This window comes from Jeongeupia sp. HS-3 (assembly GCF_015140455.1).
Lineage (GTDB): Bacteria > Pseudomonadota > Gammaproteobacteria > Burkholderiales > Chitinibacteraceae > Jeongeupia.
In genome coordinates this window covers 2,886,784-2,901,027 of the sequence record NZ_AP024094.1, presented here as the reverse complement: position 1 = coordinate 2,901,027, position 14,244 = coordinate 2,886,784, and the positions used below count along the sequence as shown (strand labels likewise).

The window sequence follows — 14,244 nt, the reverse complement described above, 5'->3', positions numbered from 1 at the left end:
GGAACACCGCCATGTACGACTTCAGCACCTCCGCCGCGCAAACCGTCGACGACAGCGTCAAATGGCGCAAGTACGCCGGCCGCGATGTGCTGCCGCTGTGGATCGCCGACATGGATTTCCTCAGCCCGCCCGAAGTCACCGCCGCGCTGACCGAACGCGTCGCCAAGGGCATTTTTGCCTACGGCGAGCCGACGGACTCGACCATCGCCGCCATCGTCAAAGCCTGCGCCCGCGACTACGGCTGGGTGCTTGAACCGAGCTGGCTCGTGCCGCTGCCGGGCCTGGTGGCCGGGCTGAACATCGCCTGCCGCGCCACCGGTACCGGCGACGTGCTGACCGCGACGCCGATTTACCCTCCGTTCATGTCGGCGCCGCAATTTGCCGAGCGCCGCCTGCTGAAACTGCCGCTGCGCGAAACCCGGCTCGACGCCGGCAGCCGCTGGGAGTGGGATTTCGATGCGCTCGATGCGGCCGCCACCCGTGGCGCGACGCTGCTGCTGTGCCACCCGCACAACCCGGTCGGGCGGATCTGGACTCGGGATGAGCTGAACCGGCTCGGCGAGATCGCAGAAAAACACGATCTGACCGTGGTCAGCGATGAAATCCATTGCGATCTGTTGCTCGAACCCGGTACCCGCCACACGCCGTTCGCCGCGCTCTCGCCCGAACTGGCGGCGCGCACGATCACGCTGATGGCGCCGTCCAAGACTTATAACGTCCCCGGCCTCGGTTGTTCGTTTGCGGTGATCGGCAATCCCGAGCTGCGCCACGCGTTCCAGAAAGTGATGCGCGGCATCGTCCCGCACGTGAACCTGCTCGGCTATACCGCCGCCGAAGCCGCCTTCCGCGACGGCGTGGCGTGGCGCACGCAACTGCTCGCCGTGCTGCGCGACAACCGCGACGTGGTGAGCACGGCGCTCGATGGCCTCAAGGGCTTGCGCGTGACCGTATCGCAGGCGACTTTTCTCGCCTGGATCGACTGCCGCGACACCGGCTTGCAGCATCCGCAACACTTTTTCGAGCAGGCCGGCGTCGGCCTGTCCGATGGCGCCGATTTCGGCTTGCCGGGTTTCGTGCGGCTCAATTTCGCCTGCCCGCGCGCGACGCTGGATCAGGCACTGGGCAGAATGCGCGAGGCGCTGGCCGCTCTCTGATTGCCGAGCTTGCCCGATTGACCCGGCATCGAACCCGGAAGGGGCAAGCGCAGGTAGAGTCATCACCTCTCGCCCCGGGGGATCACCATGCGCAACGACACCATCCGCTACGCCTTCAGCGACCTCGGCAAGAATCCGGGCAGCTGGCAGCGTGAAGTCGAACTGCTGGCCCGTTTCAACGCCGGCATCGACGATGACGCCGAACGCGCCGCCGTTCTCGCCGAGCTGCTGGCCGAGGCCGACGGGGCCAAGCTGATTCCACCGGTGGTCATCGTTCGCGGCCACGATATCCGGCTGGGCCACAAGGCCTTCGTCAACGCCGGCACGCTCATTTCCGGCGGTGCGCCGATCACCATCGGCGCACACACGCTGATCGGCCCGAACGTGCAAATCCACGCGACCACCCACCCGGTCGATCCGGCCGAACGGCAACGCTGGGCGTTCTGGGCGCGGCCGATCAGCATCGGCGAAAATGTCTGGATCGGCGCCGGCGCGGTGATCTGCGCCGGCGTGACCATCGGCGACCACAGCGTCATCGGCGCCGGCAGCGTGGTCACCCGTGACATCCCGGCTTGCGTGCTCGCCGCCGGCAATCCGGCCACCGTGGTGCGCGAGCTTGATCCGCCGGACATGGCCACCTTATATACAGCATGGGCCGAATCGGACTCGGATTAAGCCGCCACGCTGCGCCCGGTGCTAGGCCGTCAGGCTGCCACCGGTTCACGCCGCTGCGCCAGACCCTGTGCTTCGAGCGTGCGCAACTGAGCCCAGACATCCTCGCCGAATATCGTGCTCAGCTCGGCCAGATTGCGCCGGCCATCGAGCAAGACCAGCAATTGCCGCTCGCGCCCATCCAGCTCTCGATCTCGCGCCTCGATCAGCCGGGCGCCGGACGTCGTCTTGGCATAAATCCAGTCGGCCACGATGCGGTCGCGCATCGCCAGCAAGGAATCCATCAGGCTGCCGGGGCGAAAGCCCTTGCGCTCGACGCCAAGGCGCAAGCGCCCGCCGGCCAGATCGGCGGCAAAACCAACCGCTTCGCCCAGCTCTAGCCCCAACTCGGACACGATGGCGCGGGTAATGCGCCAGCCGGCGAAGGCGCCAACGGCCATCGCCAGCAGCGTCAGCCCGATCAGCCAGGCGCGCGCACGCGAGGTGGCGACGGCACCGGCGGCGCTGGCCTCGGCCATGCCGGCTTCGCTCGCCGCAACCAGTGTGTCCAGTTTCGTCAGCAGCGTATCGCGGCGCTGGCGCAGTTCCAGATTGACCTCGGTCATCGCGTCGTAGCGGGCGCCGATGTCGAGCAGTTCACGGATGTTGTCGACGCCGGCATCGTAACGGTCGAGCGCTGCGCGCATTGCCTCCTGCGTGCCCGCTGCCGGCAAACCGTCGACGAGGACGCGGGTCTGGCGGCGCGCGTCACCGATCTGCGCCCACAATTTTTCGGCCTTGGCCGGTTGATCGACGACGAACAAGGCCAGCACATTGGCCTGATCGCGCAGCACCAGCGCCTTGAGCCGGTGCGCCGTTTGCAGCTGGCGCACCTCGCTGTGAACCACGCTTTGCAGCTGGGTTTCCAGTTGCGCCAGCTTCTGCCAGGCGAAGAGTGCCAGCGCGGCCATCAGCAGCAGAATGGCGGCAAAGCCGATGGCAAGGCGCAGGCCGATCGAAAGTTTGGGGATCGTCATGCCCCTCTCCGGTTGTCTAGATGAGCGCGGAGCTTAACGGCGAAAAATGACGTTGGAATTGCGCTTGCATGACGCGCAGCCATCCAAACCACAACACCCCACCCCGGCGTATCCGCAACGTCCATCGGTATTGGTGCCCAGCGCTGGCGATTTCGGTAGAATTTCTGCTTTTACGCGGGGTAGCACATGGTTAAGGTCGGCGTAGTGATGGGTAGTAACAGCGACTGGGAGGTCATGCGTCACGCGGCCGAGCAACTGAAAAGCTACGGCGTCGAGTTCGAATGCCGCGTGGTATCGGCGCACCGCACGCCCGATCTGCTGTTCGAATACGCTGAAACCGCCGGCCCGCGCGGCCTTGCCTGCATCATCGCCGGTGCCGGTGGCGCCGCCCATTTGCCGGGCATGATTGCCGCCAAGACCACCGTGCCGGTGCTCGGCGTGCCGGTGCCGTCCAAGTATTTGCGTGGCGAGGATTCACTGCTGTCGATCGTGCAGATGCCCAAAGGCGTGCCGGTCGCCACCTTCGCGATCGGCGAAGCCGGTGCCGCCAATGCCGCGCTGTTCGCCGTGGCGATGCTCGCCGGTAGCGATCCGCAACTGGCCGCGCAGCTCACCGCCTTCCGCGAAACGCAGAAGCAGACCGTACTGGCGATGTCGCTGCCCGAGGTATGAACGACGCGCGGCGCTGGCAACGCATCCGCGCTGGCGGATTCTGGCGCTGCCTGTTGCTGCGTGGTGCACTTGGCTGGGGCTTGCCGTTTTGCGTGCTCTGGGCGCTGATCGCCCAGATGCTCGGCCTCTCGCCCATGCGTGCCGCACTCTTTGAAGCACTCCCGCTGGGCCTCGCCGCAGGCCTGGTCTGGGGCTTTGCCTGCTGGGGCTTTACGCTCCTGCAATTGATGAAATCGAAGGAATGATCATGGCTGGAAAGCCGATTCTGCCGCCGGCCATGCTCGGCATTCTCGGGGGTGGCCAGCTCGGCCGTATGTTTGCCGTCGCCGCCAGAACCATGGGCTACCGCGTCACCGTGCTCGATCCCGACGCACGCGCACCGGCGGCCGACTTCGCCGACGTGCATCTGGCCCGCCCGTACAACGACCCCGATGCACTGGCCGAACTCGCCCGCTCCTGTGCGGCGATCACCACCGAGTTCGAGAACGTCAACGCCGAATCGATGCGCTGGCTCGCCAGCCAGGGCGTGCCGGTATCGCCGAGCGGCGATTGCGTCGCGATCGCGCAAGACCGCGTCGCCGAAAAGACCTTCATCCGCAACGCCGGCCTCGCCACCGCGCCCTTCCTCGCGGTACAAACCGCCGCCGATCTCGCCGGCGATCTGTCGGCCTATCTGCCGGGCATCCTCAAGACCGCCCGCCTCGGCTACGACGGCAAGGGTCAGGCCCGGGTGAAGACCGTCGAAGAAGCCCGCGCCGCGCTGTCCGATCTGAAGCACCAGCCCTGTGTGCTGGAAAAAATGATGCCGCTGGTCGCCGAAGTCTCGGTCATCGTCACCCGTACCCGCGCTGGCGAAGTCACGAGCTTTCCGCCGGCCGAGAACGAACACGCCAACGGCGTGCTCGACGTGTCTATCGTGCCGGCGCGCATCGGTGCCGACATCACCGAACGTGCCCGGGCAATGGCGATGCAGCTGGCCGAGGCGCTCGATTACGTCGGCGTGCTGGCAGTCGAGTTCTTCATCCTCGATGGCGATGAACTCGTCATCAACGAAATGGCGCCACGCCCGCACAACAGCGGCCACTACACGCTAGACGCGACGCTCACCAGCCAGTTCGAACAGCAGGTGCGCGCGATGTGCGGGCTGTATCCGGGCAAGACCGACCTGCTGCGGCCGGTGGTCATGGTCAACCTGCTCGGCGACGTCTGGGGCGACAAGGGCGCCGAACCGAACTGGGACGTACTCTTGACCGCGCCCAACGCCAAACTGCACCTGTACGGCAAGACCGAGGCACGCTCGGGCCGCAAGATGGGTCACTTCAACGTGATGGCCGACAGCGCCGACGCCGCGCTCGAACAGGCGCTGGCGATCAAGGACATGCTCGGCTGACGGACAGCGGATTTCGACCGGCGTCGCCACAATGTAATAGTCGACGTCGGTCAGCCGATGCACGAAAAACCGGTGCCGGATCGGGGCCGAGACAGCCCGGCGCTCGCACCGGTATGCTCAGGCATTCCGCCCCGCCGAGCCCGCCATGTACGTCCCCGCGCACTTCCGTTGCGACGATGTCGCCACCATCCATGATTTCGTTCGTGCCCACGGTTTTGCCACGCTGATCAGCCAGGTCGGCGGCGCGCCGTACGCCAGCCATATCCCGCTGGTGCTGCTTCCCGGCGACGACGGCGACCGGCTGATCGGCCACGTCGCGCGCGCCAACCCGCACTGGCAGGCTTGGGAAAACGGCGTACCGGCGCTGGCGATCTTCCACGGCCCGCACGACTACGTGTCGCCGAGCTGGTACGACCAGCGCCCGGCGGTGCCGACGTGGAACTACGCCGCCGTGCATGCGACCGGCACCGTACGCGTCGGCGCCTCGCTGGCGCTGGCCGAACTGATCCGCCAGTACGAGCCGACGCTGATCGGCGACCGCACCACCTTCGATCCGGCATTCAACACCACGCTCAAACCGCATATCGTCGGCATCGAATTCGACGTCGAGCGCTGGGAGGCCAAGTTCAAGCTGTCGCAGAACCGCTCCGAGGCCGACCGGCGCAACATCGCCGACCGTCTCGCCGACGACGAACTCGCGGCGATGGTCGAACGGACACTGGAATCGTGATCCTTGCCCGATTGGACGTTCAGCTTCGACTAGCCCTCCCATAACGCCAGACCACCCGTCATGGAAAGGAAAAATTGACCATTCCGTCAGAATAAATCTTACAGAATGGTCAAAGTGATTGGCCTATCTTGTTCCCCCATCGCGGCGACCCAGTCGCGTCGATCCAAATACACAGGGGGAAACATGTATCCGCTCAAAAACCGCATGGCTGCGGAATTCATCGGCACGTTCTGGCTCGTACTCGGCGGCTGCGGCAGCGCCGTGCTCGCCGCGGCGTTTCCGCAACTGGGCATCGGCTTCGCCGGCGTCGCGCTCGCCTTCGGCCTGACCGTGCTGACCATGGCCTACGCGATCGGCCACGTTTCGGGCTGCCACCTGAATCCGGCGGTGTCGCTGGGCCTCGTCGTCGGCGGCCGTTTCCCGGCCAAGGAACTGCTGCCCTACGTGATCGCCCAGGTGCTTGGCGGCATCGCCGCCGCCGCGGTGCTGTACGCGATCGCCAGCGGCAAGGCTGGTTTTGATCTGGCCGGCGGTTTCGCGTCGAACGGCTACGGCGCGCACTCGCCGGACGGCTACAGCCTGATGGCGGCGCTGGTCTGCGAAGTGGTGATGACCGCGATGTTCCTGTTCGTGATCCTCGGCGCCACCGACAAGCGCGCACCGGCCGGCTTCGCGCCGATCGCCATCGGCTTGGCGCTGACGCTGATCCACCTGATCAGCATCCCGGTCACCAATACCTCGGTGAACCCGGCGCGCAGCACCGGCGTCGCGCTGTTCGCTCAGGGTTGGGCGATCGATCAGCTGTGGCTGTTCTGGGTCGCGCCGCTGATCGGCGCGGCGATTGCCGGGGTGATCTACCCGCTGGTCGCCGGCAAGAGCGAATAAGCGCCAACGCATCGTCCAATGCCCCGACGGCTCGCCATCGGGGCATTTTGCCGTCCGAACCCCAGCCTCCGGCCCGGCGGCATGAAATGCGGGCCGGAATCGGGCAAAATAACGCCTTTGCCGCCGACCCCGGCCCGCGCCAAGGAACCGAGATGTCCAGCATCACCTCTACCGACCTCAAGAGCCTGAAGAAGATCTATTCGGGCAAGGTTCGCGACCTGTACGAAATCGACGAGCAGCGCATGCTGATGATCGCGACCGACCGCCTCTCGGCGTTCGATGTGATTCTGGAAGAGCCGATTCCGGAAAAGGGCAAGATCCTCACCGCGATTTCGAACTTCTGGTTCGACAAGTTCAAGGATCTGGTGCCTAGCCATTTCACCGGCGAACACGCCGAAGACGTGGTCAGTGCCGAGGATCTGCCGCAGGTCGAAGGCCGCGCCGTGGTGGTCAAGCGGCTGAAGCCGGTACCGGTCGAAGCGGTCGTGCGCGGCTATCTGGCCGGCGGTGGCTGGAAGGACTACAAGGCCAGCGGCGCGGTCAGCGGCATTGCGCTGCCTGCCGGGCTGATCGAGGCGCAGCAGCTGCCCGAGCCGATCTTCACCCCGAGCACCAAGGCCGCCGTCGGCGATCACGACGAGCCGATCTCGTTTGCACAGACAGCCGACCTGATCGGGCCGGAACTCGCCGCCAAGGTTCGCGATACCGCGATCCGCCTGTACAAGGCTGCGGCCGAATTCGCCGCAACGCGCGGCATCATTATCGCCGACACCAAGTTCGAATTCGGCCTCGATGCCGATGGCACGCTGTGCCTGATGGACGAGGCACTGACGCCGGATTCCAGCCGTTTCTGGCCGGCCGACCAGTATCAACCGGGCAGCAATCCGCCGTCGTACGACAAGCAGTTCGTGCGCGACTGGCTCGAAAGCACTGGCTGGAACAAGCAGGCGCCGGCCCCGGCCATCCCGCTTGAGGTGGCCGAGAAGACCGCAGCCAAGTACCGCGAAGCGCTCGACAAACTGACCGCCTGATACGCAGCGTATTGAAAAAGCCCCGTGATCGACGGGGCTTTTTTCATTGGCGACCGCTCAGGCGCTGAGCTTTTTGGCGATCTCGGCGACGTGCCGGCCCTGAAAACGGGCAATGTCCAGCTCGTTCGCCGACGGTTGACGGCTACCATCGCTACCGGCGAGCGTGCTGGCGCCATACGGGCTGCCGCCGGTGATCTCGGTCATATTGGTCAAGCCGGCGCACGAATACGGCACGCCGACGATGACCATGCCCTGATGCAACAGCGTGGTATGAAACGAGGTGATCGTGGTTTCCTGCCCACCATGCTGGGTGCCGGTACTGGTGAACACGCTGCCGAGCTTGCCGATCAGCCCACCGCTCATCCACAGCCCGCCGGTCTGATCGAGGAAGTTGCGCATCTGCGCACACATATTGCCGAAGCGTGTCGGCGTGCCGAAGATGATCGCGTCGTAATCGGCCAACTCGGCCGGCGAGGCGATCGGCGCGTCCTGATCGAGCTTGGCGCCAGCATTGCGCGCGACTTCTTCGGGCACCAGGTCGGCAACGCGCTTGAGCGTCACCTCGACGCCGTCGACGCTGCGCGCGCCATCGGCCACCGCCTTGGCCATCGTTTCGATATGGCCGTACATCGAGTAATACACCACCAAGAGCTTGGTCATCACACCCTCCGTTTGGACTGGTTCCGCCTTAGCTTAGCCCGCCGGATGACGTAGTCACGGTAATTTCAACGATGCGGCGACACATCCTGCGGTTATGCTCTTGGCTTCGACCGGAGGAATCATGTACCGCGGAGAACGATTCAATAGTTATAGCCATCTGATCGGCACGGCCCTCGCGCTCATCGGGCTGGCCGTGCTGATTGTCGTCGCCAGCCTGTACGGCAATGCCTGGCAAGTGGTCAGCGTCAGCATCTATGGCGCGACGCTGGTGCTGCTCTACGGCGCATCGACGCTGTATCACTCGATCCGCCATGCGGGTGCCAAGAAGGTACTGCAGAAATTCGACCACTGCGCGATCTACCTGTTGATCGCCGGCAGCTACACGCCATTCTCGCTGGTCACGCTGCGCGGCCCCTGGGGCTGGACGCTGTTCGGTATCAGCTGGGGACTGGCGCTGATCGGCATCATCCAGGAGCTGCTGATCGGCAAGCGCACGCGGGTATTCTCGCTGATCATCTACGTGCTGATGGGCTGGCTGATCCTGATCGCGATCAAGCCATTGCAGATGGCCTTGCCGGCCGCCGGCCTAGCCTGGCTGGTCGCCGGCGGCGTGATCTACAGCGTGGGGATCATCTTCTTCATCTTCGACGCAAAAATTCGCCACGGTCACGGCATCTGGCACCTGTTCGTGCTGGGTGGCAGCATCTGCCATTTCTTCAGCATCCTGCTCTACGTGGCCTGATTCACAGGAAGAAGCGCAGCGTGGCCGTGCCGTAGATAAACACCACGGCCACGACCGCATACAGCGCGCTGGTCAGCGCCTGCACGCCGGGCCGGCCGTCTTCGCGGTACAGCAACAGCAGGGCAAACGGAATCATCATGTAACGCTGTTCGATCAGCCACGACGGCAACAGCGCCAGCACACTGAATACCGCGATGACATGCAGCTTGGGCTGACGTTGCGCCATCGCCAGCCAGTCCAGCGCGGCCAGCGCGATCGGCACAAAGAATGCCAGCTTGACCGGCAGCGACGACGACAACAGCTGCAACAAACCATTACGCAGGAAATAGTCGGGCTGGATGCTGTTGTAGGGGTGGCTGCCTTGAAAGCCGAATAGATAAAGCACCAGCAGGCCAGCCAGCAACAGCGGCACGGAACTGTGCTGGCGTGCGTAGGCCAGCATCGTCGGCAGGTTGGCGATCACGCTCGGCGCAAAGAAGATCGCGTACAGCAGCAGCATGAAAAACACATTGCCGACAAAAAGCCCTGACGCCGGATGCGCACCGCGATCACCGACGGCCACGCCGCCATTCCAAAACACGAAAACCGCAAATCCCAGCAGCGCCAGCAGGTAGAGGCCGCCGTTGGCGAGGTGTGATTTCAGCGTATCGCGGCACCAGCGAAAACCGCTGTCGCGGCAATACACCAGTACCGGAATCGCCAGCAGCCACACCACGTTCTGCTGGCGGATGCACACGCTGACAGCCAGCAATACCGCGGCCGGAATCGCCTGAGCGCGCAGCGCAAACAGCAAGGCGCCAAGCACGACCAGCAGCGACAGCACATCGGTATAAGCCAGATAGAAATACGGCAGGAAAATCGGGAAGAACGCGAACTGTACCAGCCGCTGCGACGAGACCGTGCCGCTGCGCTGGCGCAGCAACAGTGCATACACCACGATCAGCGCAATGCCAAACAGCGTGCCGATTCCGCGCACCGTGGCCAGCGAATACGCCCCCAGCGGCCAGCTCAACGCCGCAACCAGCAGGTGATAGCCCGGGATCGTCGTCAGCCGTGGATCGATACTGAAATCGCCATCCAGAAAGCGGCGGATTTGCGCTTCGTGCACAACTTCATCACCGACGATGATCGCGTTACGGCAATACAGATAGGCCAGCGCGATGATCAGGCACAGCACCAGCGCGTGGCGCCGCTTTTCCGATTGCCACCAGACCAGCATGGCCGGGCGCATTTCGCTTGTTCTCATGAGGATTTACCGCTCCGTTCGGATCATGGATATGCAATTGGCATTAATCCGACAATCTAAACAAGACCCCTCGGCCGCTCCAGCGTAAACAGCGCTGAAAGCGGGCGGCAACGATGGCCGGTTGCTTTGGCCCGGTGGGCGTTCCGGTTGAGACCCGAAGGTGTTGGCAGCGCACATCAGTCGCGGCGGCAAAAACAGTACTGCCCGCGCAAGCGGGCAGTTTGATATCGGCAGGCCGGGGCCGCGATCAGGTGCGCGCGACCATGAAGCCCGAAGCCGGGCCATCGGTTGCCGGGCGCAGTCGCGATTGCGCCTGGCCGTACAGCACCGGGAAGTCGGCGCCATCATTCGGATACATCGCCATGCTGACCCCAGCCGAAACGCGGATGGCGATATCGTCGTAATCCGAGACGATGGTCGTCAGCGCCTCGCGCAGCTCGCCCAGCAGCGTCTGCAGCTCGGCCTCGTTGCGGTGCGGCGCCAGGATGCAGAAGCTGTCGCCGCCGATCCGGCCAAGGCTGTCTTCGGGGCGCAAATGGCTGCGCAAGGCTGCGGCGCAGGTCCGCAACACATGATCGCCGCCGGCGTGGCCGTAACGGCTGTTGATCGCGTGCATCCGGTCAATATCGACCAGCAGCAGACCGAGCGAGCGCTCGTGCTTGCGGGCACGGCGCAACTCGCGCAGGCAGATTTCCTCGAAGCCGCGGCGGTTCAGCGCCCAGGTCAGCACGTCGTAACGCGCCAAGCGCGCCAGCCGCCCGCGCAGCTTCTGCGCCACCAGTTGCGGCCAGAGCAGCGCCTGCAGCAAGCCAAACAGCACGCACTCGAGCACCAGTGCCTCGGCACTACCCCACCAGCCCGGTTCGGCGAAGGCCCAGAAAAACAGCACGGCCAGCCAGTAAGCGAGATGCAGCACGCACGCCGTACCCAGTACCAGACGCGGGCCGCCGGCGCGCTCCTCGGCAAAGGGTGCGCGCAGCAGCTGCAATCGCATCACCACCAGCGGCACGATCGCGACCGCCAGCGCCAGCATTCCCGGTACATCGCGACCGAACAGGCGCTGCCACGCGGCGCCAAGCAGAAAAGCCAGCAAGGCGCAGCCGATCGCCGGCGCCCAGTGCGGCGTTTTCAGCAGATGGCGACGCAGCGCGACATTGCTCAGCGCCTCGGCGAACGCCCAGGCAGCGACGGCCAGCGGTGTCATGCCCAGTGCCGCGAGCAGCGCGGTCAGCCCGGTCAGCGCACCGGTGAGCGCCAGCGGGCCAAGGCCGGGTTCGTGCTGGCTATTGCCGAGCAATACCAGCTGGCCGGCGACGAGCAATCCCAGCGCAAGACTCGCGAACACCAGAAGGTTGGACAGGGAAATCAGCATGTAATCGAGAATCCTACAGATGCTGCAAGCTTAACAAAGCGCATACCGCAGCGGAACCCCATGCGACGAAGCGGCGACCGGCTCCGACAGGTGGCATAATCGGCGCACTTTTTTCCGGGAAACACCTATGTCCACGTTGATTTGCGGCTCGGTCGCCTATGACACCATCATGGTGTTTCAGGATCAATTCAAGCGGCATATTCTGCCTGAGCAGATCCATATGCTGTCGGTCTCTTTTCTGGTGCCCGAGATGCGCCGCGAATTCGGCGGCTGCGCCGGCAACATCGCCTACTCGCTCAAGCTGCTTGGCGGTGATCCGCTGGTCATGGCGACGGTCGGCAGCGATTTCGGTCCGTATGCGCAGCGTCTCGATGCGCTGGGCATTTCCCGCGCCTACCTGCGCGAACTGCCCGAGCAGTACACCGCGCAGTGCTTTGTCACCACCGATCTGGATGACAACCAGATCGCCGCTTTCCACCCCGGTGCGATGGGGCTGGCGCACCTGAACCGGCTGGAACAGGTCAGCGAAAAACCGGTGCTCGCCATCATCGGCCCGGACAGCAAGCAAGCGATGATCGAACGTGCCGAACAGCTCGCCGCGGCGGGCATTCCTTTCATCTTCGATCTCGGCCAGGCCTTCCCGCTGTTCGATGGCGACGAGCTGCGCCACATGATCGAACTGGCCACCTATCTGGCCGCCAATGATTACGAAGCCGAGATCATCACCCAGCGCACCGGCCTGTCGCTGGAGGCCATCGCCGCCCAGCTCAAGGCGCTGATCGTCACGCGTGGCGCCGAAGGCGCGCATATCTACGCCGACGGCGTCATGCACGAGATTCCGCCGGTCAAGGCCGCGGCCGTGCTCGACCCGACCGGTTGCGGCGACGCCTTCCGCGCCGGCCTGCTGTACGGCATCGCCAACGGTTGGGACTGGCCGAGCACCGGCCGGCTCGGCTCGCTGCTCGGGTCGATGAAAATCGCCCAGCGCGGCGCGCAGAACCACAGCTTCACGCAAGCATCGATCGCCACCGATTACCAGGCTGCGTTCGGCATGCCCTGGCCGCAAGCCTGACCGTGTCAGTAAAAACGCCGCACGATGTGCGGCGTTTTTTTACGGCTCAGATCAGGCTGATCAGCATTTTCGTCGCCAGCACGATCAGTAGCGCGGCAAAACACTTTTTCAGCACCGCCACCGGCAGCCGGTGCGCCAGCCTGGCGCCGACCTTGGCCATCGGAAAGCTGGCGATGACGATACCGGCGAGCGCCGGCAGGTAGACGAAGCCGGCGCTGCCCGCCGGCAGCTCGAACGCGCCCCAGCCGCTGACCACATAACCCAGCGCCCCCGCAGCCGCGATCGGCAGCCCGATCGCCGCCGAGGTGCCGATCGCCTCGCGCACCGGCACATTGCACAGCGTCATGAACGGCACCGACAGCGAGCCGCCGCCGATGCCGACCCAGCTCGATACCGCGCCGATCACAGTGCCGACGCCGCCCATCCCCAGCGTACCGGGCAGGCCACGGCTGGGTTTGGGCTTGAAATCGGCGAGCATCTGCGCGCCGACCAGATAGGCGAAAACGACAAAGAACCACTTGAGCGCAATGCCGGAAAACAGCCCCGCCAGCTGCGCGCCGACAAAGGTGCCGATGACGATGCCTGGTGCAATCGAGCGGAACACCGGCCAGCGCACCGCTCCGTGCGCCGCGTGGGCGCGGAAACTGGCGATCGAGGTGAACACGATGGTCGCCAGCGACGTCCCCAGCGCCAGATGCTGCTGGTGCGCCTCGGGCAGGCCAATCAGGTGGAACACGAACAACAGCCCCGGCACGATCACCAGGCCGCCGCCGACACCCAGCAGGCCGGCGAGCAAGCCGGCGACAAGACCCAGCGCAAGACAGGCAAACAGCGCGGTCAGCATCCGATCAACGCCTTGATCACCAGCCATTCGGTCTCGCTCACCGGGGTGATCGACAGCCGGTTGCCGCGCTTGAGCACCTGCATGCCGGCGAGTTCGGGATGGCTGCGCATCGCGTCTATGCTCAGCAGCCGTCCCTTGGCGACGAAGCGCACATCGACCTGCTGCCAGCGCGGTGCTTCCGCCGTCGATTTGGGATCGTAGTACTTGGATTCGGGATCGAACTGGGTCGGGTCGGCGTAGGCGGCGCGGCAGACTTCGGCCAGCCCGGCAACCCCCGGTTCGGCGCAACTCGAGTGGTAGAACAGCACGCCGTCGCCGATCGCCATCGCGTCGCGCATGAAGTTGCGTGCCTGATAATTGCGCACGCCGTACCAGCCGACCTGGCCGAGGCGCTGCAAATCGTCGATGCCGACATCGGCCGGTTCGGACTTCATCAGCCAGTAGTTCATGTCGCTCCTGGGGTTCGGATCGCGAGAATCGGAATGCGCTTGCGCTGCTCGAGGCAATCGTAATCGCCGAGCTCGTATTCGCGGCAGATCAACGGCCGCACCGTATAGATCGAGCACATCATGGTCGTGCGGTTGAGCGCCGCGCACCAGCCATCATCAAGCCGCAACATCACCTCGCCGCCCCATTCGTCCTTGGCAACGAACTGCGGCGGCACGTCGTCATCACCGGCGAGCAGCAGCACTTCAAGCTGGCAACAACAGGCCTTGCAGCTGCTACAGGACAGCGGCGCATTCGATTCGATCGTCATC

17 protein-coding genes are annotated in these 14,244 nt (G+C 64.7%); 10 read left to right on the top strand and 7 right to left on the bottom strand.

All coding sequences use genetic code 11. From position 1 onward, the window contains the following. The first annotated feature begins 11 nt into the window (after positions 1-11). Entirely contained in the window at positions 12-1,154 is a 1,143-nt protein-coding gene (locus JLC71_RS13955) for a MalY/PatB family protein (RefSeq protein WP_200916051.1), read from the top strand. An 87-nt stretch (positions 1,155-1,241) separates the two neighbouring features. After that, positions 1,242-1,829, top strand: coding sequence for a sugar O-acetyltransferase (locus JLC71_RS13950; protein ID WP_200916050.1), 588 nt, complete (start codon positions 1,242-1,244; stop codon positions 1,827-1,829). A 29-nt stretch (positions 1,830-1,858) separates the two neighbouring features. Here JLC71_RS13950 and JLC71_RS13945 read toward each other — a convergent pair whose 3' ends face one another. After that, a complete protein-coding gene (locus tag JLC71_RS13945) occupies positions 1,859-2,842 on the bottom strand; it encodes an MCP four helix bundle domain-containing protein (RefSeq protein WP_200916049.1) in 984 nt (327 codons plus the stop codon). Positions 2,843-3,028: 186 nt separating this feature from the next. On the opposite strand from JLC71_RS13945, the gene purE reads away from it, so the two are divergent. The 6 genes from purE (at position 3,029) to JLC71_RS13915 (ending at position 7,550) form a co-directional block, all read left to right on the top strand. After that, complete coding sequence (gene purE, locus JLC71_RS13940) at positions 3,029-3,514, top strand: 5-(carboxyamino)imidazole ribonucleotide mutase (RefSeq protein WP_200916048.1); 486 nt, start codon at positions 3,029-3,031, stop codon at positions 3,512-3,514. Beyond that, positions 3,511-3,759, top strand: coding sequence for a hypothetical protein (locus JLC71_RS13935; protein WP_200916047.1), 249 nt, complete (start codon positions 3,511-3,513; stop codon positions 3,757-3,759). The genes purE and JLC71_RS13935 overlap by 4 nt, the downstream gene beginning before the upstream one ends. Further along, entirely contained in the window at positions 3,756-4,904 is a 1,149-nt protein-coding gene (locus JLC71_RS13930) for a 5-(carboxyamino)imidazole ribonucleotide synthase (protein ID WP_374757606.1), read from the top strand. Before JLC71_RS13935 ends, JLC71_RS13930 begins: the two co-directional genes overlap by 4 nt. Before the next feature lie 145 nt (positions 4,905-5,049). Then, positions 5,050-5,634 carry an FMN-binding negative transcriptional regulator gene (locus JLC71_RS13925; RefSeq protein ID WP_200916045.1) on the top strand — a complete coding sequence of 195 codons (585 nt, stop codon included), beginning with the start codon at positions 5,050-5,052 and terminating at the stop codon, positions 5,632-5,634. A 183-nt stretch (positions 5,635-5,817) separates the two neighbouring features. Further along, on the top strand, positions 5,818-6,519 hold the full coding sequence (gene aqpZ, locus JLC71_RS13920; RefSeq protein WP_236250904.1) for an aquaporin Z: 702 nt from the start codon (positions 5,818-5,820) through the stop codon (positions 6,517-6,519). A 152-nt stretch (positions 6,520-6,671) separates the two neighbouring features. After that, entirely contained in the window at positions 6,672-7,550 is an 879-nt protein-coding gene (locus JLC71_RS13915) for a phosphoribosylaminoimidazolesuccinocarboxamide synthase (protein ID WP_200916044.1), read from the top strand. A gap of 57 nt (positions 7,551-7,607) precedes the next feature. Here JLC71_RS13915 and wrbA read toward each other — a convergent pair whose 3' ends face one another. After that, positions 7,608-8,210: an NAD(P)H:quinone oxidoreductase gene (gene wrbA, locus JLC71_RS13910; RefSeq protein WP_200916043.1), complete on the bottom strand. Its 603-nt coding sequence runs from the start codon at positions 8,208-8,210 to the stop codon at positions 7,608-7,610. 121 nt (positions 8,211-8,331) lie between these two features. Between wrbA and trhA the strand changes: the two genes are divergently transcribed. Continuing rightward, positions 8,332-8,952 (top strand): PAQR family membrane homeostasis protein TrhA, encoded by a 621-nt coding sequence (trhA, locus tag JLC71_RS13905; protein ID WP_200916042.1) that lies wholly within the window; start codon positions 8,332-8,334, stop codon positions 8,950-8,952. Between the two features lies 1 nt (position 8,953). Here trhA and JLC71_RS13900 read toward each other — a convergent pair whose 3' ends face one another. After that, on the bottom strand, positions 8,954-10,198 hold the full coding sequence (locus JLC71_RS13900) for a Dol-P-Glc:Glc(2)Man(9)GlcNAc(2)-PP-Dol alpha-1,2-glucosyltransferase (RefSeq protein ID WP_200916041.1): 1,245 nt from the start codon (positions 10,196-10,198) through the stop codon (positions 8,954-8,956). 247 nt (positions 10,199-10,445) lie between these two features. After that, positions 10,446-11,570, bottom strand: a complete 1,125-nt coding sequence (locus tag JLC71_RS13895) for a GGDEF domain-containing protein (RefSeq protein WP_200916040.1) — start codon at positions 11,568-11,570, stop codon at positions 10,446-10,448. Between the two features lie 127 nt (positions 11,571-11,697). Here JLC71_RS13895 and JLC71_RS13890 point away from each other — a divergent pair, with 127 nt between their 5' ends. Then, positions 11,698-12,642: a carbohydrate kinase family protein gene (locus tag JLC71_RS13890; RefSeq protein WP_200916039.1), complete on the top strand. Its 945-nt coding sequence runs from the start codon at positions 11,698-11,700 to the stop codon at positions 12,640-12,642. Between the two features lie 46 nt (positions 12,643-12,688). On the opposite strand, the gene JLC71_RS13885 is transcribed toward JLC71_RS13890, so the two are convergent. Genes JLC71_RS13885 through JLC71_RS13875 form a run of 3 tightly spaced genes read right to left on the bottom strand, consistent with a single transcriptional unit; the run spans position 12,689 to position 14,243 of the window. Continuing rightward, entirely contained in the window at positions 12,689-13,513 is an 825-nt protein-coding gene (locus JLC71_RS13885) for a sulfite exporter TauE/SafE family protein (RefSeq protein ID WP_236250903.1), read from the bottom strand. Continuing rightward, positions 13,480-13,935 (bottom strand): EVE domain-containing protein, encoded by a 456-nt coding sequence (locus JLC71_RS13880; protein WP_200916038.1) that lies wholly within the window; start codon positions 13,933-13,935, stop codon positions 13,480-13,482. The genes JLC71_RS13885 and JLC71_RS13880 overlap by 34 nt, the downstream gene beginning before the upstream one ends. Further along, positions 13,932-14,243, bottom strand: a complete 312-nt coding sequence (locus JLC71_RS13875) for a YkgJ family cysteine cluster protein (protein ID WP_200916037.1) — start codon at positions 14,241-14,243, stop codon at positions 13,932-13,934. Before JLC71_RS13875 ends, JLC71_RS13880 begins: the two co-directional genes overlap by 4 nt. Position 14,244 lies beyond the last annotated feature (1 nt).